The sequence below is a fragment of the Mesorhizobium sp. M7A.F.Ca.ET.027.02.1.1 genome, from assembly GCF_004022985.1.
Classification (GTDB): Bacteria; Pseudomonadota; Alphaproteobacteria; order Rhizobiales; family Rhizobiaceae; genus Mesorhizobium.
The window spans coordinates 1-21737 of sequence record NZ_RZOL01000032.1; the positions used below are offsets into that span (position 1 = coordinate 1).

Genomic DNA, 21737 nt, shown 5'->3' on the forward strand with positions numbered 1-21737 from the left:
GATGGTGTTCATCGCCGCGATCGGCGCACCCGAGGCGAGCAGCGCCTCGTTGACGGCGATCTCGTCGGCCAGCGTCAGGCTGCCGGCCGGCGACGGCAACAGCGCCGAGCCACCGCCGGAAATCAGCGCCACCACCAGATCATCCTCAGTCAGACCCTGGACCTTGGCGAGCAGGCGCCGCGAGGCTTCCAGACCGGCAGCGTCCGGCACCGGATGCGCCGCCTCGATGATCTCGATGCGCTCGCAGGTCGCGCCATAGCCATAGCGGGTGACGACCAGCCCATCGATGAGGCCGTCCCACACTTTCTCGAACGCTGCCGCCATCTGCGCCGAGCCTTTGCCCGCGCCGATGACGATGGTACGGCCCTTTGGCTTGGCGGGCAGATGATCCCGGATGGTTCGTTCCGGGTCGGCGGCGGCGATGGCGGCGTTGAAGACGGAGGTCAGGAAGGCCTTGGGATCGAGCACGGTCATTCGGCGTCCCGAGGCAATGCCAGGCCGCGCTTGTCGACGCCCAAATGATCGCACAGCGCATCTACGACGACGCCGTGATCCTCGCGCTCCGGCAGTCCGGAGACGGCGATCACCCCGATGACGCCGGCGCCCTTGACGGCCACCGGAAAGCCACCGCCGGCCAGCACGTAGTCGGCAATATCCAGCCCTTCGCCGATCTTGAAGCTGCGGTCGGGGCGCTGCTGTTCCAACACCATGCGATAGGTGCTTCTCAGGAACCGTTTGACCACATTGATCTTGCGCCGCGCCCAGTCGGGATTGGAAGCATTCGAGCCCGGCAGCGCGGCATAGAACAGCGGCCGGTCGAAGGTCCGGATATCGACGATGATTGGCAGGTTCCCGGCCAAAGCCCTATCGCGAATCGCGGTACCGATCTCAAAGGCAATGGCCTCGTCGAACTCCGAAAAGACGAGCGTGGCTTCCTGTCTTTTAATAGTCTCGATGTCGTCGGCCACTGTCTCGCTCCCGATGTCGTTGTTGGCTTTCGCCGACTATCGCGGCGTGGTCAAGACGTCAGCGGTCAGGCGCGCCCATCTGCTAGGACTATGTCCAGCGCCGCCTCGGCATGAAGTTGGGTGACGTCGAAAGCTGGCAACGGATAGTCGTCCAAAGCGGTCAACAGCGGAAGCTCGGTGCAACCTAAGATCACCGCCTGCGCGCCGCGCGCCTGGAGGTCCAATGCCATATCCATCAGCGCAGCCCTTGAGTCCTGCTTCACGATGCCCAACGTCAGCTCATCGATGATGATACTGTGCAAGGCTTCACGTTGTTGCTGCGGCGGTGTGAGGACTTCGAGGCCATGACGCTGGCGCAGACGTCCCGAGAAGAAATCCTGCTCCATCGTATATCGCGTTCCCAACAGCCCCACACGCGCGAAGCCCCGTAACTGAATGGCCTGCGCTGTGGCATCGGCGACATGCAGCAGTGGGACGGAAAGCTGAGCCTCCACTTGGTCGGCCACACGGTGTGCGGTGACTGAGGTGAGCATCACTAAATCGGCGCCGGCCCTTTCCAGGTTTCGCGCCGCTTCGGCTACCGTTTCAGCGAGATCATCCCAGCGTCCGAGCGCGGCCATCTCGTTCAGTTCGTCGAAATCCAACGTGAACAGGACCGACCTGGCATTGTGATGTCCGCCGAGGCGCCGATGCGCGGCCTGATTGAGCAGCCGATAGTAAATCGCGCTCGATTCCGAACTCATCCCGCCTACCATACCGATGAGTTTATTCTGACGGACGGTCATCGACGGGGCTCCCCTCGCACCTGCCGCTGCACTATAGCAGATCGCTCTTCGCTGCGCGCCCCGCGACATAGACCTCGCGCACGGTGCGGTCGTCGCCAAGCGTCTGCAGGAGAAACAGTTCCTGCGCCAGCGTCTCGACCGTTTCCATCCTGAGTCGCATCGCCGGCGTCGCCCTGGCGTCCAGCACGACGATGTCGGCATCGGTGCCCTCGTCCAGCGTGCCTATCTTTTCCGCCACCGACAGCGCCTCGGCATTGCCACGCGTCATCTGCCAGAAGGACTGGAACGGGTTGAGCTTCTCGCCGTTCAGCGCGATCACCTTGTAGCCTTCGTTCATGGTGCGCAGCATGGAGTAGTTGGTGCCGCCGCCGACATCGGTGGCGGCGGCGATGCGGATCGGCTTTTCGCGACGACGAAAGCGCTGATAGTCGAACAGGCCGGACCCAAGGAACAGGTTGGAGGTCGGACAGAACACCGCCACCGAGCCACTGTCGGAAAGCGCATTCGCTTCGCGCTCCGAGAGATGGATGCAGTGCCCGAACAGGCTCTTTTTGCCCAACAGCCCGTAGTGCTCGTAAACGTCGGTATAGTCACGCGACCACGGATAGAGTTGCTGCGTGAAGGCGATTTCGGCGTGGTTTTCCGACAGATGCGTCTGCATGTGCAGATCGGGATATTCCCGGCACAGCGCGCCCGCCATCTCCATCTGCTCCGGCGACGAGGTGATGGCGAAGCGCGGCGTGATGGCGTAGTGCTGCCGTCCTTTGCCATGCCATTCCTTGATCAGCGCCTTCGTGTCGTCATAACCGGATTGTGGTGTGTCGAGCACGCCGTCGGGCGCGTTGCGGTCCATCATCACCTTGCCGGCGATGTTGAGCATGTTGCGGTCATGCGACTCGGCGAAAAACGCATCGGCCGAAGCCTTGTGCACCGAACAGTAGGCGGCAACCGTCGTGGTGCCATGGCGCACCATTTCGTCGAGGAACAGCCGCGCGATGCGGCGGCCGTGCTGGGCATTGGTGAACTTCGTCTCTTCCGGGAACGTGTAGGTGTTCAGCCAATCGAGCAGTTCTGCGCCATAGGACGCAATGATCTGCATCTGCGGAAAATGCGCATGGGCATCGATGAAGCCCGGCAACAGCAGATGCGGCCGGTGGTCGATTTTTTTCGCTACCTCGCCGGCTTGCTTTTCAACATCGGCATAGGTGCCCGCAGCGACGATCCGGCCGTCGCGGATCAGCAGGCCGCCGTCCTCCTCGTAGCGCCAGGCGGAATGATCGTCGATGGTTTGCGGCCAGCGCACAAAGGACAGCGTACGGCCACGCAGAAGTGTCGAGGTCATGCTATCTCCCCGCGCCTTCGAACCAGGCCACCAGCAGCGCCCTTTCCTTGTCGGTAATCTGGCTGACGTTGGCGGGCGGCATGGCGTGGCTGCGGCCGGCCTGCAGATAGATCTCTCGGGCGTGATTGGCGATGTCGGCATCGGTGTCGAGCATCACGCCCTTCGGTGCATGATAGATGCCCTCATAGACCGGCTCCGCCGCATGGCACATCGAGCAGCGGCCGAGCACGGTGTCGCGTACGGCCGGGAAATGCACTGAAGCGACATAGATCTGCGCCGCCGCCGATTCCTTGGGTTCGCCGGTCAGCACCTTCGGCGCGGTCGACAGCCAGATGATGACAATGAACAGGACGAGTGCCGCCATCCAGGTCCAGGTCGGGTTGCCCTTGCGGGCATGGACCGAGTTGAAATAGTGCCGGATCAGCACGCCGATGATGAACACCAGCGAGGCGATGATCCAGTTGAACTCAGTGCCGAACGCCAGCGGATAGTGGTTCGACAGCATCAGGAACAGCACCGGCAGCGTCAGATAATTGTTGTGAAGCGAACGCTGCTTGGCGATCTTGCCATATTTCGGATCGGGCTTGCGGCCGGCGATGAGGTCGGCGACAACGATCTTCTGGTTTGGGATGATAACCATGAAGACATTGGCCGACATGATCGTGGCGGTGATGGCGCCCAGATGCAGGAAGGCGGCGCGGCCGGTGAACAGGTGCGTCAGCCCCCAGGCGATGAACACCAGCACGCAGTAGAGCACCAGCATCAGGCCGGTATCGCTTTTTCCCAGCGGCGAGCGGCACAGCAGATCATAGACCACCCAGCCGACGCCGATCGTTGCCAGCGACAGCAGGATGCCTGTAGGCGCCGACATCGGCAGCACGTTGGGATCGATCAGGAACAGATCGGCTCCGGCGTAGTAGACGACGCACAGCATGGCGAAGCCGGACAGCCAGGTGGCGTAGGATTCCCATTTGAACCAGGTCAGGTGTTCCGGCATTTCGGCTGGTGCCACGAGATATTTCTGGATGTGGTAGAAGCCGCCGCCATGCACCTGCCATTCCTCGCCGAAGGCGCCGACGGGCATGCCGGGACGCTGGCGCAGGCCGAGGTCGAGCGCGACGAAGTAGAAGGACGAGCCGATCCAGGCGATGCCGGTGATGACGTGCAGCCAGCGCACGGCAAAACTCAGCCAGTCCCAGAAAATCGCGAAATCCATCATTGAAATCGTCCCTGCCGATTGGGCGACTTTACGGGTTGGAGCGCAAACGGAAAGAGGCGAGGTGCACGATGACTTTCAAAAAAAAATGGAAAATACTAGGGTAGTCACACGCAGCAGGATGGGAGCCGCCCGAAGGCGGCCTCAGGAAAGCCACGAAACCGCATGGCCTATCTCGACAACATTGCCGTCTTCGTTCGCGTGGTCGAACTCGGCAATCTGTCGGCGGCCGGGCGCGACATGCGGATTTCGCCGGCGGTCGCCTCCAACCGCATCAAGGAGTTGGAGAAGCACCTGGGCGTGCGTCTGTTCAACCGCACGACGCGGCAATTGATGCCGACCGAGCATGGCACGGTTTTTTACGGGGGCGCAAAGCAGGTGCTGGAGGCGATCACCGAAGCGGAAGCCGCGGTCTCGGCGCTTTCCGGTCAGCCGCGCGGCACCATCCGCGTCACCGCCCCCTTGGGCCTCGGCCGTCGGTTGGTGGCCTCGGGCATTCCCGATTTTCACGACAGATACCCAGACATCGAGGTGAGGCTGAGGCTTTCGGATCACAATGTCGACATCATGAAGGAAGGCATCGACGTCGCCTTCCGGCTCGGCATCATCGAAGATTCCAGCCTCAGGATGCGCGGCATCATGGAATGCGAGCGCGTGCTGGTGGCGGCGCCGAAATATCTCGAGGCGCGCGGCGAACCGATCGAGCCGCAGGAACTGATCGGCAAGAAGCACGACTGCCTGATGCTGCGTTATTCCGGCGCGCGCGAATATGTGTGGACGCTGCAGACCCCCACGGGCCCGCAGAAGTTCGAGGTACACGGACCCTACGACACCGACGACGGCGACGTGCTGACCGGCTGGGCGCTTTCAGGCCGCGGCATCATCAACAAGCCGCGCTTTGAGGTCGAGCCGTTCATCCGCGACCGGCGGCTGAAGGTGATCCTGAGCAGCACGCCGCCGACACCGGTGCAGTTCGCCGCCGTCTATCCGCACAAGAAGCTGCAGGATCCAAAAGTGCGGCTGCTGCTCGACTTCATGGCCGAGCGCTGCCAGCGACTGATCAACGATCTGCTAGCTGGGAAATAATGCTGGCCTCCACGTGACCGGCGGTTGACCCAGCGCCACCGGTTGCCATCCCCTGAAGTGGCGAACATAGTTCGGGTGGTATTTCGTCTCGCAGGCACCATCGATGGACAGCGGCGCCACAATGCATCTTGCCGTTTCGCTGTTTCCGGGGATCGCCGATCCATCGCCGGAACCGGGATTCAGCCGCCTGACTGGTTTCGTGCAAAAGGCCGAAGCAGCGGGCCTGGACATGGTGCTGCTTGCCGATTCCGCACCGGCGTCCGGCGGCGGTGCCGCGAACAGCCCGATGCCCTTCGAAGCGACCACTTTGCTGGCCGCATTGGCGACTGTCACAAGCAGGATCGGGCTCGTCGCCGCGGCATCGACCGTCGCCCACCAGCCATACAATCTGGCGCGCCGTTTCGCCTCGCTCGACATTATCAGCCATGGCCGCAGTGGCTGGAACGCAACCATGACGCAAGCGCCACGGCAAGCAGCCAATTTCAGCCGGCCCGGGGGATTTTCGCCCGACGATTTCCGCCGTCGCAGTGAGGAATGTATCGGCATCGTGCAAGGTCTGTGGCGGGGCTGGGATGCGGACGCGCTGCTGTTCGACCAGAGCGGCGGCCGCTTCCATGACCCCGAAAAGATGCATTTGCTCGACCATACGGGCGAGTTCTTTTCCGTGCGCGGACCGCTGAACGTCGCACGCTCGCCGCAAGATACGCCAGTGCTCGTCTTGTCGGGCTTGAGCGAAGCCGACCTGGATATTGCCGCCCGCATCGCCGATGTCATCCTGCTGGATGACGGACCGGTGGAGGGCGCGACAGGACGCTATGACGATATCAGGCGCCGTGTCGCAGCCTGTGGACGCGACCCGGATGCCGTCAAGGTGCTGACGAACGTCGCGCCTACCGCCGATAGTAAGCCGGCTGCCGTCGCCGAGAGGCTGGAAGAGGAATTCCGGGCTAAAAGCTGCGACGGGTTCAACATCCTGATGCCGGCACAGCTTTCAGCGCTCGACGATTTCGTCGATCTGGTTTTGCCGGAACTGAGGCAGCGTGGCCTGTTTCGAGAGAACTATCGCGGCACGACGTTGCGCTCGCATCTGGGGCTTGCCGGCGGAGGTGACCGATGACCGCTCGCCAGATCAAGCTCGGCGCCTTCCTGTGGGCGACAGGCCACCACATCGCGGCCTGGCGCCATCCCAAGGCACACGTCACCGCCGGCACTGACATCGACCATTACATCGCGCTGGCGCGCACGGCGGAAGCGGCGAAGTTCGACATGATCTTCTGCGAAGATGCCGCAGGCCTGCGCGAAGCCAATGTCGGCATTGCCAGCCAGACTTCGCGCTCGATCGGCTTCGAGCCGATCAGCCTGCTTTCGGCGCTCGCCGTCCAGACCAGCCGCATCGGCCTCGTCTCGACAGCCTCGACAAGCTACAACGAGCCCTATGGCCTGGCGCGAGCCTTCCTGTCGCTCGACCATCTGAGCGGCGGCAGGGCCGGCTGGAACCTGGTCACCTCGGCCAGCCCCGTCGAGGCCGCCAATTTCGGCTCGACCGGCCTCAAGCCCCATGCCGATCGCTATGAGCGCGCGCGCGAATTCGCCGAGGTGGTAACCGGGCTCTGGAACGGCAAGCTCGATGGCGCTTCTGGATCCGGACATGACGGCCAGAGCTTTTCGGTTCGCGACCCGCTCGATCTGCCGCGTTCGCCGCAGGGCGCGCCGGTGATGGTCCAGGCCGGCGCCTCGGATGTCGGCCGCGACCTTGCCGCCCGCACCGCCGATGTGGTGTTCACCGCGGCGCAGACCTTCGAGGAAGCGAAGGCCTTTTACGACGACCTCAAGGGACGTCTGGCGGCCTACGGGCGCGAGCCTGACGACATCAAGATCATGCCGGGCGTCGCGCCAGTGGTGGCGGAGACCGAAGCGGAGGCCCGTGAAAAATATGAGGAATTGCAGGCACTGATCCCCGACGATGTCGGCGTTGCGCTTCTGTCCAGCTATCTCAGCATCTCCGATCTGTGGCGCTATCCGATCGACGGGCCGCTGCCGGATCTGCCGGAGAGCGAGGGGATGAAAAGTCGGCAAGCGCTGGTCATCGAGCAATCGCGCCGCGACGGCCTCTCTATCCGCGAGCTTGCCCGGCATTTCGCCGGCGCGCGTGGCCATTGGCGCATCGTCGGCACGGCGGCCCAGGTTGCCGATGAGTTGCAGGCGCGGTTCGAAGGCGGTGCCGCCGACGGCTTCAACGTCATGCCCTCTTATTTCCCCGGCGAACTCAATGCCTTTGCGATGCTCGTCGTGCCGGAACTGCAGCGGCGCGGCCTGTTCCGCACGGAGTACGAGGGCCGCACATTGCGCGACCAACTGGGTTTGAAACAGCCGGTTTAGCTGTGGCGCAGCCTAGCCTGCCATCACCCTGCCATGCGGAATTTGATGGTCGGCACTTGAGGTTGCGTTGTGACTGACCAGCGCTGTCATGATCTCGGCCGCCGCCAGCGCCGCGATGACCTGCGGGCGCTTGTCCTTGACGGTGTCGCCGCCGATTGGCGAGACGAGGCGGGCAAACTCGGCTTGACTGCCATCCGCCGATTTCAGGAACCAGTTCCTGAACGTCGCTTTCTTGGTCTTCGAGCCGATCATGCCGACATAGGCGGCATCGTCGCGTTTCAGCGCCTCGGCGACGATCAGGAAATCCAGCGCATGGTCGTGGGTCAGGATGGCGAAGGCAGTGCCGGCGGGAGCATCGCGCACCATCGCCTCGGGCATCGGCGTCAGCCGCATCTCTACGGTTTCCGGCATGCCTTCCAGTGCTTCGGCGCGCGTCTCGATGACGACGCCGTGCACGGGAAGAAGTGCGATCGTCGACGCCAGCGCCTGGCCGACATGGCCGCCACCGAAGATGTAGACATGCGGCAAGTGAGCCTCCTCAGCTTCCGCAGCCGCAACCAGATCGGCGGCAAGGGCTGCATCGGCGAGCCGGATCAGCACTTCGACGCGCCCGCCGCAGCATTGGCCGATTTCCGGGCCTAGCGGGACGTCCAGGGTAGCGCAGACTTTGTCAACCTCGATGCGGGTTCCCCTCCCCCTCGAGGGGAGGGTGGCGGCGAAGCTGCCGGGTGGGGTCGGATCGACCGGGCTCAACGCCCTGGCGGTGCCTTCTGATAGGACCCCCTCTGTCGGCTTCGCCGACATCTCCCCCTCAAGGGGGGAGAAGAGCATCTGCCTGGCCTTGTCGATTGCCATGTATTCGAGCTGACCGCCGCCGATCGTGCCAAAGATCGCCGCCCGCGAGACGAGCATAAATGCGCCCTTCTCGCGTGGCGTCGAACCTTTTGTGCCAGCCACTTCGACCAGGGCAATCCGGTCGGCGCTGGCGAGAAAGGCTTTCAGGCTTTGCACTTTCGAGTTCATGGTTCGCATTCCCGTGCGGGAAATATAGGTTTTTTCGGCCCGGATTGCACGCATTGCCGACCCCCTGGGCCGGATTCAGGCGCCGGCCTCTTTCTTCAGCCGCTCGATCGCCATCAGCACGCGTTCCGGTGTGGCGGGGGCATCGAGGCGCGGGCAAATCTTGTTGTCGGCGACACTGGCCACCGCATCCGACAGCGCATGCAGCACCGACATGCCGAGCGGGAACGGCGGCTCGCCGACCGCCTTGGAGCGGTGGATGGTCGGCTCGCCCGCTTCCGGCCAGTCGGCCAAGGTGACGTTGAAGATCTTCGGCCGATCGGAGGCGAGCGGGATCTTGTAGGTCGACGGCGCATGCGTGCGAAGCCGGCCCTTGGCGTCCCACCACAGTTCTTCCGTCGTCAGCCAGCCCATGCCCTGGATGAAGCCGCCCTCGATCTGGCCGATGTCGATGGCTCGGTTCAGCGAGCGCCCGCAGTCATGGAGAATATCGGTACGCTCGACCATGTATTCTCCGGTCAGCGTGTCGACCGAAACTTCCGAACACGAGGCGCCATAAGCGAAATAATAGAAGGGGCGGCCCTCACCCTTGTCGCGGTTCCAGTGGATTTTCGGCGTCTTGTAGAACCCCGCCGCCGACAGCTGGATGCGCGCCATATAGGCCTGCTTGACGAGGTCGGCGAAGGCAATTTCCTGGTTGCCAATGCGCACCCGGTTGGGCAGGAACAGCACCTGATCGCGCGGCACCTGGTATTTTTCGGCGGCGAAATCGGTCAGCCGATCCTTGATCTGGCGCGCGCCATTCTGCGCCGCCATGCCGTTGAGGTCGGAGCCGGACGACGCCGCCGTGGCCGAGGTGTTCGGCACCTTGCCGGTGGTGGTCGCGGTGATCTTGACCTGGTCGAGGTCGATCTGGAACTCTTCCGCCACCACCTGCGCCACCTTGACGTAGAGGCCCTGCCCCATCTCGGTCCCGCCATGGTTCAGATGCACCGAACCGTCGGTGTAGACATGCACCAGCGCGCCGGCCTGGTTGTAGTGGGTGGCGGTGAACGAGATGCCGAACTTGACCGGTGTCAGCGCCAGGCCGCGCTTGATGAAACGGCTGTTGGCGTTGAAGGCCGATATCTCACGCCGCCGCCGCGCATAGCTGGCGCTTTCCTCCAACTCGGCGACGATGCGCTGGATGATGTTGTCCTCGACCGTCTGGTGGTAGGGCGTGATGTTGCGGCCCCCCTCGCTATCACCACTGGTGCCGTAGAAATTCTTTTTGCGGATTTCGAGTGGATCCTTGCCGACGGCAAAGGCCACCTCGTCGATGACGCGCTCGGCGCCGACCATGCCTTGCGGGCCACCGAAACCCCGAAACGCGGTGTTCGACACGGTGTTGGTGTAGAGCGGCGCCGACTGGGCATGCACCGCTGGCCAGAAATAGGTGTTGTCGCAGTGGAACAGCGCGCGATCGGTCACCGGGCCGGAAAGGTCCGACGAAAAACCGCAGCGCGCCGCGAACATGAAATCGACGCCGAGGATATTGCCCTCGTCATCGAAGCCGACTTCGTAGTCGACGAGGAAATCATGACGCTTGCCGGTGGCGATCATGTCGTCGTCGCGGTCGGGCCGGATCTTGACGGCGCGATGGTGTTTCTTCGCGGCGATCGCGGCCAATGCAGCAAACTGGTTGCCCTGCGTTTCCTTGCCGCCGAAGCCGCCGCCCATGCGGCGGATTTCCACCGTGATGGCGTTGCTCGGCACGCCAAGCGCATGGCTGACCATATGCTGGACTTCGCTCGGATGCTGGGTCGAGGAATAGATGGTGACGTCCTGATCCTCGCCGGGCACTGCCATGGCGATATGGCCTTCGAGGTAGAAGTGTTCCTGGCCGCCGATGCGCATTTTTCCCTTCAACCGGCGCGGCGCCTGACGGATCGCTGTAGCGGCATCGCCGCGCTTCAGCGTGAGAGGCGGCGTGACGAGCTTGTCCTTCTTCGGGTCAAGCGCGCCGATGTCGGTGACGAAGGGCAATTCCCTGTATTCGACCTTGGCCAGTCGCGTCGCGCGACGCGCCTGCTCGCGCGTCTCGGCAATGACGCAGAAGATTGGCTGGCCGTAGAATTGCACCTTGCCGTCGGCCAGCACCGGCTCGTCGTGACGGCCAGTCGGCGAAATATCGTTCTCGCCGGGCACGTCACTGGCCGTCAGCACGTCGACAACGCCGGGCGCTGTACGCACCGCCGAGAGATCCATGCTGGCGATCGTGGCATGCGTGGCGGTGGAAAGCCCGAGGCAGCCATGCAGCGTGCCGGCCGGTTCCGGCATGTCGTCGATATAGACGGCGGTGCCACTGACATGCTTGTGGGCGGAGTCGTGACGCTGATCGGTGGCAACGCCGCCGGCGATCTTTTCAGCCTTGAGGTTGGGGGCAGCGTGCTTGTTCATCATGCGCGCCCTTTCCCTTCTCCCCGTTCACGGGGAGAAGGTGGCCCGAAGGGTCGGATGAGGGGCAGCGCCGACGTCGACAGCCTTGCAGACAAAGATCGACGACGGCGCCGCCCCTCATCTGCCTGCCGGCATCTTCTCCCCGTGAACGGGGAGAAGGACGCTACTCGCGACCGTTCGGCTGTTTGTTCACTGGCATTGGTGCTCATCATGCCGCCTCGTTGCGTGACACTTGGAATGGTGCCCGGGTATCCGTGGTCTCGGCGAAGAAGCGCAACAAAAGGTTGCGCGCTGCCAGGGCGCGATACTCGGCCGAGGCCCGCATGTCGGTCAGAGGGGTGAAATCCCTGTCATATTCGGCCATCGCTGCCTCAACCGTCTGTTCGGTCCACGGCTTGCCGAGCAGCGCTTTTTCGACAGAAGACGCCCGCTTCGGCGTCGCCGCCATACCGCCATAGGCGATGCGCACCTCCGCCACCGTGCCGTCTTTAGCAAGCGTCAGGAAAAAGGCGCCGAGGGCTGCGGTAATGTCTTCGTCGCGGCGCTTGGTGATTTTGTGGACGGCGAATTTCGTGCCCCTGGCCGGAACCGGAACGTGCACGGCCTCGACGAATTCGCCCGGTTGCCGGTCCTGTTTGCCATAGGCAATGAAGAAGGTTTCCAGCGGAATCGAGCGCCGCTTCTTGCCCTTGCGCAGGGTGAGACTTGCGCCAAGCGCGATCAAGGGCGGCGGCGTGTCGCCGATCGGCGAGCCGTTGGCGATGTTGCCGCCGATGGTGCCCATGTTGCGCACCTGTTCGCCGCCGATGCGATCGAACAACGGCCCCAGCGCCGGGATACGCTTCGCCAATGTCGCGAAGGCATCAGTGTAGGTGACGCCCGCGCCGATCGAAATGACGCCGTTGTCTTCCGAGATGGTGCAAAGTCCGTCGAGATTGCCGATGAAAATGGCCGGCGAAATATCGCGCATGTGCTTGGTCACCCAGAGGCCGACATCGGTCGAGCCGGCAACGATGGTGGCGTTGGGGTCCTTGTCCAGCACGGCGGCGAAATCATCGACGTTGGCCGGCACGACCAGCCGCGCCTTGGCCGAACCGATCTCGACCCGGGCGCCGTCATGCAGGGCCTCGAGCCTCTCGGTGATCGCCTTGCGCTCCGCGGCCAGCGGATCCTCCGCCGCCTTACCGTAGCTGGAAATGGCATGCGCCGCGCGGATGATCGCCTCGTAGCCGGTGCAGCGGCAGAGATTGCCTTGCAAGGCCTTTTCGATATCCGCGTTCGACGGATTCGATGACTTCATCCACAGGCCATAGAGCGACATGACGAAGCCCGGCGTGCAGAAGCCGCATTGCGAGCCGTGGAAATCGACCATCGCCTGCTGCACCGGATGCAGTTGGCCTGATACGCCGCGCAGATGCTCGACGGTCACGACATGGGTGGCGTCCAACGAGCCGAGGAAACGGATGCAGGCATTGACGCTTTCATAGACCAGCCCGCCGGCCGAGAGCTTGCCGACCAACACGGTGCAGGCGCCGCAATCACCCTCGGCGCAGCCTTCCTTGGTGCCGCGCAGCGACCGCTCTAGCCGCAGCCAGTCGAGCAGGGTCGCGTCTGACGCCACCGACGAAAGCGCGACGTCCCTGCCGTTGAGGATGAAGCGGATTTCTTTGCGGATGCTGATTTTGGCCATGCCTCAGCTCCCCCTGTATGTCGAGTAGCCGTAAGGCGAGACCAGCAGTGGCACATGATAGTGCACGGGCTCGGCCATGCCGAAGCGGATCGGTATCACATCGAGAAAGGCCGGTTTCGGCAGGCTCAACCCCTGCTGGCGCAAATAGTCGCCGGCGGCGAAGACCAGTTCGTATTCGCCGGTGCGGAACTCCGCGCCGGCGAGCAGCGGCCTGTCGCAACGGCCGTCGGCATTGGTGACAACGGTCTTCAAATGTGTCCGTGCCTTGCCGTCGAGGTGATAAAGCGCGATCGACAGTCCCGCCGCCGGTTTGCCGGTCGCCGTGTCGAGGACATGGGTCGTCAGACGCCCGCCATCGGCATTCGACGTTTCTGCCATTGGCCGCCTCCATTTCCGGTACGAGCGAATTGGCCCGGTACGATCAAGTATCAACAGTGAATTGTGCGCCAATTAAAGGCGATGCATAAGTCCCGGTCGAGCGGAGTGCGACAAAAACACTTTCAAAAATTTTCGGGGGAATGCGAGAAGCACCCTTTCGATATCCTGATCATACTTCGGGCCGTGCCCGGCGGGAGGGACGATGCGTTACTGCAGAGACATGCGCGGCTATGGAGCCAATCCGCCGGACCCGAAATGGCCTGGCGGGGCACATGTCGCCGTGCAGTTCGTCGTCAACTACGAGGAAGGCGGCGAGAACTGCGTGCTGCATGGCGACAAGGCGTCTGAAGCCTTCCTGTCGGAAATCGTCGGCGCGGCACCCTGGATGGGCCAGCGTCACTGGAACATGGAATCCATCTACGAATACGGTGCCCGCGCCGGCTTTTGGCGGCTGCTGCGGCTGTTCACCGAGTCGCAAGTGCCGATCACCTGCTACGGCGTCGCCACCGCACTCGCCCGTTCGCCGGATCAGGTGGCGGCCATGCAGGAAGCCGGCTGGGAGATCGCCTCGCACGGGCTGAGATGGATCGACTACCGCGACCACAGCGCCGAGGATGAGCGCCGCGACCTCGAGGCGGCGATCAAGCTGCATTACGAAGTGACCGGCGCGCGCCCGACCGGCTGGTATACGGGTCGCACATCGATCAACACAGTGCGGATTGTGGCGGAAGAAGGCGGTTTCGACTATGTATCGGACACCTATGACGACGAGCTGCCCTACTGGTTCGAGCATGAGGGCGGCGCGCAGCTCATCATTCCCTATACGCTCGACGCCAACGACATGCGCTTCGCCACGCCGCAGGGCTTCAACTCGGGCGACCAGTTCTTTGCCTATTTGAAGGACAGCTTCGATACGCTCTATGCCGAGGGCAAGGCCGGCCGGCCGCGCATGATGAACATTGGCCTGCATTGCCGCCTCGTCGGGCGGCCGGGCCGGGTGGCGGCGCTGAAGCGCTTCGTCGATTATGTGAAGTCGCACGACAAGGTCTGGCTGGCGCGGCGCATCGACATCGCCAAGCACTGGCAAGAGGTCAATCCTTATCAACCGGCGGCGCTCAGCCCATCGAAGATGGAATTCGAGACCTTCGTTCATACCTTCGGCGGCGTGTTCGAGCATTCGCCCTGGATCGCCGAACGCGCCTACGAATTGGAACTGGGCCCGGCGCATGACACTTCAGGCGGCCTGCACAACGCGCTTTGCCGTGTCTTCCGGTCCGCCAGCGAGACCGAGCGGCTTTCGGTGCTCAACGCCCATCCCGACCTTGCCGGCAAGCTGGCCAAGGCCAAACGGCTGACGGCGGAATCGACCAGGGAACAGGCCTCGGCCGGCCTCGACGCGCTGACCGACAAGGAGCGCGAACTGTTTTCCAAGCTGAACGCCGCCTACGTCACCACCTTCGGCTTTCCCTTCATCATCGCGGTGAAGGGCAAGACGAGGCAAGAAATCCTGGCGGAGTTCGAGGCGCGCATCGGCAACAGCCGCGGCGTCGAATTCGAGACCGCCTGCAAACAGGTCGAGCGCATCGCACTGCTCCGCCTCAAGGACATGCTTCCACAATAGGTTTGAACCCATGGATACGATCAGAATGCCCGAGCGAACCTATTACGCACCACATGGCGGCCACCCCGGCCAGAGCGAGCTTCTGACCGGCCGCGCCGTCTTCACCGAGGCCTATGCCGTCATTCCTCGGGGTGTGATGCAGGACATCGTGACCAGTGCGTTGCCGTTCTGGGACGAGACCCGCGTCTGGATCTTGTCGCGACCACTGTCCGGTTTTGCCGAGACGTTCTCGCAATACATTGTCGAGGTCGCGCCCGGCGGCGGCAGCGACCGGCCGGAACCCGATGCCGGCGCCGAAGGCGCGCTGTTCGTGGTCGAAGGCGAACTGACGGTTCTGCTGGCCGGCAAGAAGCATGTCTTGCGGCCCGGCGGCTTTGCCTTCCTGCCGCCTGCCAGCGGCTGGACGGTCCGCAACGAAAGCAAGGCCGACGTGCACTTCCACTGGATTCGCAAGGCTTACGAGGCGGTCGACGGTCTCGATGCGCCGGAAGCCTTCTTCACCAACGAACAGCAGATCGCGCCGACGCCTATGCCCGGCACCGAAGGCCGCTGGGCGACGACGCGTTTCGTCGATCCGGCCGATTTGCGCCACGACATGCACATGACCATCGTCACGCTTGAACCGGGTGCGGTCATTCCCTTCGCCGAGACCCATGTCATGGAGCACGGGCTCTATGTGCTGGAAGGCAAGGCGGTCTATCGCCTCAACCAGGACTGGGTCGAGGTCGAGGCCGGCGACTATATGTGGCTGCGCGCCTTCTGCCCGCAGGCCTGCTATGCCGGCGGCCCGGGCAAATTCCGTTATCTGCTCTATAAGGACGTGAACCGGCACGCCAAGCTCGGCGGCGCCGGTTTCCCCGGGCGGACGCCGTGACGCGGATCATTGCGCGGCCACTGACCCGCGAGAGCTTTGCTCCGTTCGGCGACGTCATCGATATGGGCGGCGACAACCACTACCCGATCAATGGCGGCAGGGCCGAACGCTATCACGATCTGGCGACCGCCGAGGCGACCGGACTGAACGCCCGCGTGCTGATCTCGATGGTGCGCGGCACGCCTTACGAACTGCCGTTGAAGCTGAGCATGGTCGAGCGCCACCCCTTCGGCAGCCAGGCCTTCATCCCGCTGTCGCCGCGTCCATTCCTGGTCGTCGTCTGCCATGATGGCGAGCAAGGGCCTGATGAGCCGCATGCCTTCATCACCGCACCCGGACAAGGCATCAATTACCGGCGCAATCTCTGGCATGGCGTGCTGACGCCGCTCGGCGAGCCTCAGGATTTCCTGATCGTCGACCGTGGCGGCGACGGCTCCAACCTCGAAGAGTTCCATTTCTCGCACGCCTACGAGATCCATCTCCCTTAATTTTTTGTGCGTGTCGTTACCCCAAACCCGGCGGCACTTTGGGCGACATGCAGCAGGAGACCCCCTGATGACCGATATTTCGCTGATCGACCGCCTGCTCGACGTTATCGAGCACGACATCGTCCCGAAGACGGCCGACGGCGTCACCCATGGCAACAAGCTGTTCGGCGCCGCGATCCTGCGCAAGGACGACCGGTCGCTGGTGCTGGCCGAAACCAACAACGAGATGGAAAACCCGCTCTGGCATGGCGAGGTGCACTGCCTGAAGCGTTTCTACGAAATGCCCAGGGCTGAGCGCGTCGATACGAAAGACGCCATCTTCATCGCCACGCACGAACCCTGCTCGCTGTGCCTGTCGGCGATCACCTGGACCGGCTTCGACAATTTCTACTATCTGTTCAGCCACGAGGATTCGCGCGACAGCTTTGCCATCCCGCACGACCTGAAAATCCTGAAAGAGGTCTTCACCCTCGATCCCGGCGGCTACAATGCCGAGAATGCCTACTGGAAGAGCTTTTCCATACGTCGGTTGGTGCGAGCTTTGCCCGAAGCCGAGCGGCAACGGCTGGAAACACGTATCGGCGCGATTTCGGCGCGCTACGATGAGTTGTCCGGCGTCTATCAGGCGAACAAGGATGATAACGACATTCCGCTGAATTGACGCGGATTGACCAGCCGAATTCGTTGGCTGGCCCACGACGCGATCCCACCGGCTCCATCATCTGGCGATCCTGGAGCATGCCATGAAAACCGTCACCGAATTTCCCCGCAAGGTCATCGAGTTTCCGGACATGGGGATCGTCATGCCGGATGGCTGCCGGCTCTCGGCGCGGGTCTGGATGCCGGAGGATGCCGGCGACGATCCGGTGCCGGCAATCCTCGAGCATCTGCCCTACCGCAAGCGCGACGGCACCATCTTTCGCGATCAGCTGACGCATCCCTATTTCGCCGGCCACGGCTATGCCTCGATCCGCGTCGACATGCGCGGCAATGGCGATTCCGAAGGGCTGATGGACGACGAGTATTCCGAGCAGGAATTGCAGGACGCCTGCGACGTCATCGCCTGGGCGGCAAGCCAGCCCTGGTGCAACGGCAATGTCGGCATGATGGGCATTTCCTGGGGCGGCTTCAACTGCCTGCAGGTGGCGGCCAAGCAGCCGCCGGCGCTGAAAGCCGTGATCAGCCTATGCTCGACCGTCGATCGCTATGCCGACGACATCCACTACAAGGGCGGCTGCCTGCTGATCGAGAACTTCGGCTGGGCCTCGACCATGCTGTCCTACTCGTCGCGGCCACCGGACCCGCTGCTGGCCGGCGACAACAGATGGCGCGATCTGTGGCTGACCCGGCTGGAGAACCAATCCTTCCTGGCGCCGCTGTGGCTGAAACACCAGCACCGTGATGCCTACTGGAAGCGCGGCTCGATCTGCGAGGACTTTTCCGCCGTCAAAGCCGCCGTGCTGTCGATCGGCGGCTGGCATGACGGCTACCGCAACACGGTCTCGCATCTGGCCAGCAACATCGAAGCCCCGGTCAAGGGCATTATCGGGCCATGGATCCACAAATACCCGCACTACGCAGGACCAAAACCCGCCATCGGCTTCCTGCAGGAGGCTTTGCGCTGGTGGGACCGCTGGCTCAAGGGTGTCGACACGGGTGTCGAGTCCGACCCGGCCTACCGCGCCTATGTCATGGACAGCGTGCGCCCAGCGCGCTGGCACCCCGAGCGGCCTGGCCGCTGGGTGGCGGAGCAGGAATGGCCATCGTCCAACATCAAGACACAAACGGTCGATCTGATCCCGTCAACGGAAAAACCCTCCATCGTTGCCTCGCCGCAAAGCTGCGGCCTGGCCGGTGGCGAGTATTTTCCCTTCACCTTCGGCCCCGAACTGCCGGGCGATCAGCGCCCCGACGATGCGCTGTCGGTGTGTTTCGACCAGCCGGAACTCAGTCAGGCCATCGACATCGTCGGCGCTCCGGAAGTCGAGGTGCGGCTGTCCTCCGACCGTCCGCAGGCCAACATCGCGATCCGGCTCTGTGACGTGCATCCCGACGGCGCCTCGGAACTGATTTCCTATGGCGTGCTCAATCTGACGCATCGCAATTCGCATGAATTTCCCGAGGCGCTGGTGCCGGGCGAAACCGTGTTCGCGCGCGTCGTGCTCGATCAATGCGGCTATCGCGTTCCGCCCGGCCACCACCTGCGTGTTGCCGTTTCAAACGCCTATTGGCCTGCCATCTGGCCGTCGCCGGAGCCGGTCCGGCTGACCTTGTCGGCGGCGACGCTCCGCTTGCCGCTGCGGCCGCTGGCGACAGACGACGAAGCGGCGTTCGCCGAGCCGGAAGGTGCCACTCCCTGGGCAACGGAGACGATCCGCGCCAGCAATTCCGAGCGCCATATCGATCGTGACGAAAAGACCGGAATCGTGACGCTTTCCATCGATGATGATTTCGGCGAGGTGCGCGATCTCGCTCATGGCCTGGCCAATGGCAGCATCGCCCGCGAGACCTGGACGATCCACCCCGACGATCCGCTCTCGGCCTCGGGGAAGACGCACTGGACGCAGACCCTGTCGCGAAACGGATGGTCGGTACGCACCGAAACGACAGCCGAAATGCGATCGGACGCGCAAAACTTCATCGTCAGCGCCAGAATCGAGGCCTATGAGGACGAAACCCTCGTCTTCGAGCGCAATTTCGAAGAGAAGGTGCGGCGCGCGCTTCTTTGAGCGCCGATTCATTGGTCCAATTGCGACGTACGATTTACGCCACGGCATGTCGCATTCGGTCTTGCTTACCGCTTTCCCTTGCGGTCATTATTCTCCTCACAAGAAACAAGAAAAACGACCGCAGAGTCGAACCAACAGAGTGAGGAACTCAAAATGTCGAACGAACTGGAATTTCTTAGCCGGCGTGTCGCGTCGGGCAAACTGAGCCGTCGTGATTTTCTCGGCCGGGCGGCGGCGCTCGGTATCTCCGCGCCCTTCGCCAACTCGCTGCTTTCAAGCGCTGCACGCGCGGCGGGTCCGGTCAAGGGCGGCACACTGAAGGCCGGACTTGTCGGCGGCGAGTCCACCAACAGCCTTGATCCGGCACTGTTCATGACTCAGGTGCCGTTCGCCTTCGGCAAGATGTGGGGCGAATTGATTGTCGAGCTTTCGCCCGAAGGCAAGCTCGAGAATCGTATCGCCGAGGAGATCGGCTCGTCGGACGACGCCAAGGTGTGGACGCTGAAGATCCGCGACGGCGTCGAATTCCACAACGGCAAGACGGTGACCGCCGAGGACGTGGCCGCCACACTTGAGCGCCATTCCGACGAGAAGTCGAAATCCGGCGCGCTCGGCTATATGAAGGGCATCGAAACCATCAAGGCCAGCGGCAAGGAAGTCGTGCTGACCCTGAAGGAAGCCAATGCCGACCTGCCCTATTTGCTCAGCGACTATCACCTGATCGTCCAACCGAATGGCGGCAAGGACAAGGCCGACGCAGGCATCTCGGCCGGTCCTTACAAGGTCACGACCAATGAGCCCGGCGTGCGCCATGGCGGCGAGCGTTTCGCCAATTACTGGCAGGGCGACAAGATGGGCCACGCCGACCAGATCGAGATCATCGTCATCAACGATGCGACGGCGCGCACCGCCGCCCTGCAAGGCGGCCAGGTCAACATGATCAACCGCGTCGAGCCGAAGATCGTCGACCTGATCAAGCGCCTGCCCGGCGTCACCATCCGCAACCATGCGGGTCCCGGCCACTATGTCTTCATCGCGCATTGCAACACCGCACCCTTCGACAACAACGATCTGCGCATGGCGCTCAAGCTGGCCATCGACCGCGAAGAAATGCTCGACAAGATCCTGCGTGGCTACGGTTCGATCGGCAACGACTTCCCGATCAATGCGTCCTATCCGCTGTTCAGCGATATCGAGCAGCGCAAATACGATCCCGACAAGGCCAAGTTCCACTTCAAGAAGTCGGGCCATGATGGCGCCGTGCTGCTACGGACTTCCGACGTCGCCTTCCCCGGCGCCGTGGATGCCGCGCAACTCTATCAGCAGAGCGCGGCCAAGGCCGGCATCAAGTTGGAGATCAAACGCGAACCGGGCGACGGCTACTGGTCGGAAGTCTGGAACAAGCAGCCCTTCTGCGCCTCCTACTGGGGCGGCCGCTCGACGCAGGACCAGATGTACTCGACCGCCTATCTGTCGACGGCGGACTGGAACGACACGCGTTTCAAGCGTCCGGATTTCGACAAGATGGTGCTGGCGGCCCGGGCCGAACTTGACGAGACCAAGCGCAAGGCGATGTACCACGACATGGCTGTCATGGTCCGCGACGAAGGCGGCCTGATCCTGCCGATGTTCAACCAGTTCATCGACGCGACCGGTGCCAAGGTCGATGGCTGGGTCGACGATCCACATCAGGAACTGATGAACGGTTACGCCTTGGCGAAGTGCTGGCTGCAGGCCTGAGCCGGCTTTGCGGATATGTCTTCACCCATCCTGAAACTGATTGCCCAGCGCATCGCGCTGGGCATTCTCCTCTTGTTGGCCGTTTCGGTCCTGATTTTCGCCGGCACGCAGATCCTGCCCGGCGATGTCGCGCAAGCCATTCTTGGGCAATCGGCGACACCGGAGTCGCTCGCCAATTTGCGCGAGCAGCTCGGCCTCAACGATCCGGCCTATATCAGGTATTTCCGTTGGCTCGGCGGGGTGGTGACAGGCGACCTGGGTACCGCCATGTCGAGCGGCCAGGATATCGCCACGTCGATCAAGGGCCGGCTGTGGAACACGCTGTTCCTCGCCTTCTGGGCAGCGGTCGTCGCGGTGCCGCTAGCGATTATCCTCGGTCTGATCGCGGTGCGCTACCGCAATGGCTGGGTCGACAAGCTGATCTCCGGGCTGGCTCTGGCCTCGACCTCCTTTCCCGAGTTCTTCATCGGCTATGTGCTGGTCTATTTCTTCGCCGTGAAATGGCAAATCTTCCCGGGCATTTCGACTGTCTATGACGGCATGCCTATTGGCGAGCGCATGCAGGCGATCGCTCTGCCGGCGGCAGCGCTGACGCTGGTCGTGCTCGCCCACATGATGCGCATGACACGCGCGGCGATCCTCAATGTCATGCAGTCGGCCTATGTCGAGACCGCGGAACTGAAGGGCCTGTCGGCCTTCAACGTCATCCGCAAGCACGCCTTCCCCAATGCCATCGCGCCGATCATCAACGTCGTCATGCTCAACCTCGCCTACCTGATCGTCGGCGTCGTCGTGGTCGAGGTGATTTTCGTCTATCCGGGCATGGGGCAGTATCTTGTCGACCACGTCACCAAACGCGACGTGCCGGTGGTGCAGGCGGTCGGCCTGATCTTCGCCGCCGTCTATATCAGCCTGAACATCATTGCGGACATAGCGGCGATCGTCGCCAATCCGCGTCTCAGACATCCGAAATAGGGGGCGG

Annotated in this window: 19 protein-coding genes; 10 read left to right on the plus strand and 9 right to left on the minus strand. The window is 63.0% G+C overall.

All coding sequences use genetic code 11. From position 1 onward, the window contains the following. The 5 genes from EN749_RS06095 to EN749_RS06115 all read right to left on the minus strand — a co-directional run. Window positions 1-474 (minus strand): DUF4147 domain-containing protein (locus tag EN749_RS06095; protein WP_128362756.1); only part of this gene is annotated, 474 nt, incomplete at its 3' end. Next, entirely contained in the window at window positions 471-968 is a 498-nt protein-coding gene (locus EN749_RS06100) for a heme-degrading domain-containing protein (RefSeq protein WP_128362757.1), read from the minus strand. The genes EN749_RS06095 and EN749_RS06100, both read right to left, overlap by 4 nt. Before the next feature lie 65 nt (window positions 969-1033). Then, window positions 1034-1753, minus strand: a complete 720-nt coding sequence (locus EN749_RS06105; RefSeq protein ID WP_128362758.1) for an aspartate/glutamate racemase family protein — start codon at window positions 1751-1753, stop codon at window positions 1034-1036. 31 nt (window positions 1754-1784) lie between these two features. After that, window positions 1785-3095: a guanine deaminase gene (gene guaD / locus EN749_RS06110; RefSeq protein ID WP_128362759.1), complete on the minus strand. Its 1311-nt coding sequence runs from the start codon at window positions 3093-3095 to the stop codon at window positions 1785-1787. A 1-nt stretch (window position 3096) separates the two neighbouring features. Next, a complete protein-coding gene (locus tag EN749_RS06115; protein WP_128362760.1) occupies window positions 3097-4314 on the minus strand; it encodes a urate hydroxylase PuuD in 1218 nt (405 codons plus the stop codon). 162 nt (window positions 4315-4476) lie between these two features. Between EN749_RS06115 and EN749_RS06120 the strand changes: the two genes are divergently transcribed. From EN749_RS06120 to EN749_RS06130, 3 genes are all read left to right on the plus strand, one after another. After that, complete coding sequence (locus EN749_RS06120) at window positions 4477-5397, plus strand: LysR family transcriptional regulator (RefSeq protein ID WP_127395592.1); 921 nt, start codon at window positions 4477-4479, stop codon at window positions 5395-5397. A gap of 103 nt (window positions 5398-5500) precedes the next feature. Then, window positions 5501-6514 (plus strand): LLM class flavin-dependent oxidoreductase, encoded by a 1014-nt coding sequence (locus EN749_RS06125; RefSeq protein ID WP_127395593.1) that lies wholly within the window; start codon window positions 5501-5503, stop codon window positions 6512-6514. After that, window positions 6511-7776 (plus strand): LLM class flavin-dependent oxidoreductase, encoded by a 1266-nt coding sequence (locus EN749_RS06130; protein ID WP_128362761.1) that lies wholly within the window; start codon window positions 6511-6513, stop codon window positions 7774-7776. The genes EN749_RS06125 and EN749_RS06130 overlap by 4 nt, the downstream gene beginning before the upstream one ends. Before the next feature lie 12 nt (window positions 7777-7788). Here EN749_RS06130 and xdhC read toward each other — a convergent pair whose 3' ends face one another. The 4 genes from xdhC to uraH all read right to left on the minus strand — a co-directional run bounded on the left by xdhC (window position 7789) and on the right by uraH (window position 13303). Then, window positions 7789-8799, minus strand: a complete 1011-nt coding sequence (gene xdhC, locus EN749_RS06135) for a xanthine dehydrogenase accessory protein XdhC (protein WP_128362762.1) — start codon at window positions 8797-8799, stop codon at window positions 7789-7791. A gap of 75 nt (window positions 8800-8874) precedes the next feature. After that, complete coding sequence (gene xdhB, locus EN749_RS06140) at window positions 8875-11235, minus strand: xanthine dehydrogenase molybdopterin binding subunit (protein ID WP_128362771.1); 2361 nt, start codon at window positions 11233-11235, stop codon at window positions 8875-8877. Window positions 11236-11443: 208 nt separating this feature from the next. Next, complete coding sequence (xdhA, locus tag EN749_RS06150; RefSeq protein ID WP_128362763.1) at window positions 11444-12925, minus strand: xanthine dehydrogenase small subunit; 1482 nt, start codon at window positions 12923-12925, stop codon at window positions 11444-11446. A 3-nt stretch (window positions 12926-12928) separates the two neighbouring features. After that, window positions 12929-13303: a hydroxyisourate hydrolase gene (gene uraH / locus EN749_RS06155; RefSeq protein WP_128362764.1), complete on the minus strand. Its 375-nt coding sequence runs from the start codon at window positions 13301-13303 to the stop codon at window positions 12929-12931. A gap of 202 nt (window positions 13304-13505) precedes the next feature. Here uraH and puuE point away from each other — a divergent pair, with 202 nt between their 5' ends. The 7 genes from puuE to EN749_RS06190 all read left to right on the plus strand — a co-directional run bounded on the left by puuE (window position 13506) and on the right by EN749_RS06190 (window position 21730). Then, the gene (gene puuE, locus EN749_RS06160) at window positions 13506-14924 is read left to right on the plus strand and encodes an allantoinase PuuE (RefSeq protein ID WP_128362765.1); all 1419 of its coding nucleotides are present in this window, start codon (window positions 13506-13508) and stop codon (window positions 14922-14924) included. A 10-nt stretch (window positions 14925-14934) separates the two neighbouring features. Next, complete coding sequence (locus EN749_RS06165) at window positions 14935-15798, plus strand: bifunctional allantoicase/(S)-ureidoglycine aminohydrolase (RefSeq protein ID WP_128362766.1); 864 nt, start codon at window positions 14935-14937, stop codon at window positions 15796-15798. Continuing rightward, a complete protein-coding gene (locus EN749_RS06170; protein WP_127321373.1) occupies window positions 15795-16286 on the plus strand; it encodes an ureidoglycolate lyase in 492 nt (163 codons plus the stop codon). Before EN749_RS06165 ends, EN749_RS06170 begins: the two co-directional genes overlap by 4 nt. 67 nt (window positions 16287-16353) lie before the next feature. Then, the gene (locus tag EN749_RS06175; protein ID WP_127328578.1) at window positions 16354-16947 is read left to right on the plus strand and encodes a nucleoside deaminase; all 594 of its coding nucleotides are present in this window, start codon (window positions 16354-16356) and stop codon (window positions 16945-16947) included. An 82-nt stretch (window positions 16948-17029) separates the two neighbouring features. Beyond that, on the plus strand, window positions 17030-19015 hold the full coding sequence (locus EN749_RS06180; RefSeq protein WP_128362767.1) for a CocE/NonD family hydrolase: 1986 nt from the start codon (window positions 17030-17032) through the stop codon (window positions 19013-19015). 153 nt (window positions 19016-19168) lie between these two features. Next, window positions 19169-20755 carry an ABC transporter substrate-binding protein gene (locus EN749_RS06185; RefSeq protein WP_127397243.1) on the plus strand — a complete coding sequence of 529 codons (1587 nt, stop codon included), beginning with the start codon at window positions 19169-19171 and terminating at the stop codon, window positions 20753-20755. A gap of 15 nt (window positions 20756-20770) precedes the next feature. Beyond that, window positions 20771-21730 (plus strand): ABC transporter permease, encoded by a 960-nt coding sequence (locus tag EN749_RS06190; protein ID WP_128362768.1) that lies wholly within the window; start codon window positions 20771-20773, stop codon window positions 21728-21730. Window positions 21731-21737: the final 7 nt, after the last annotated feature.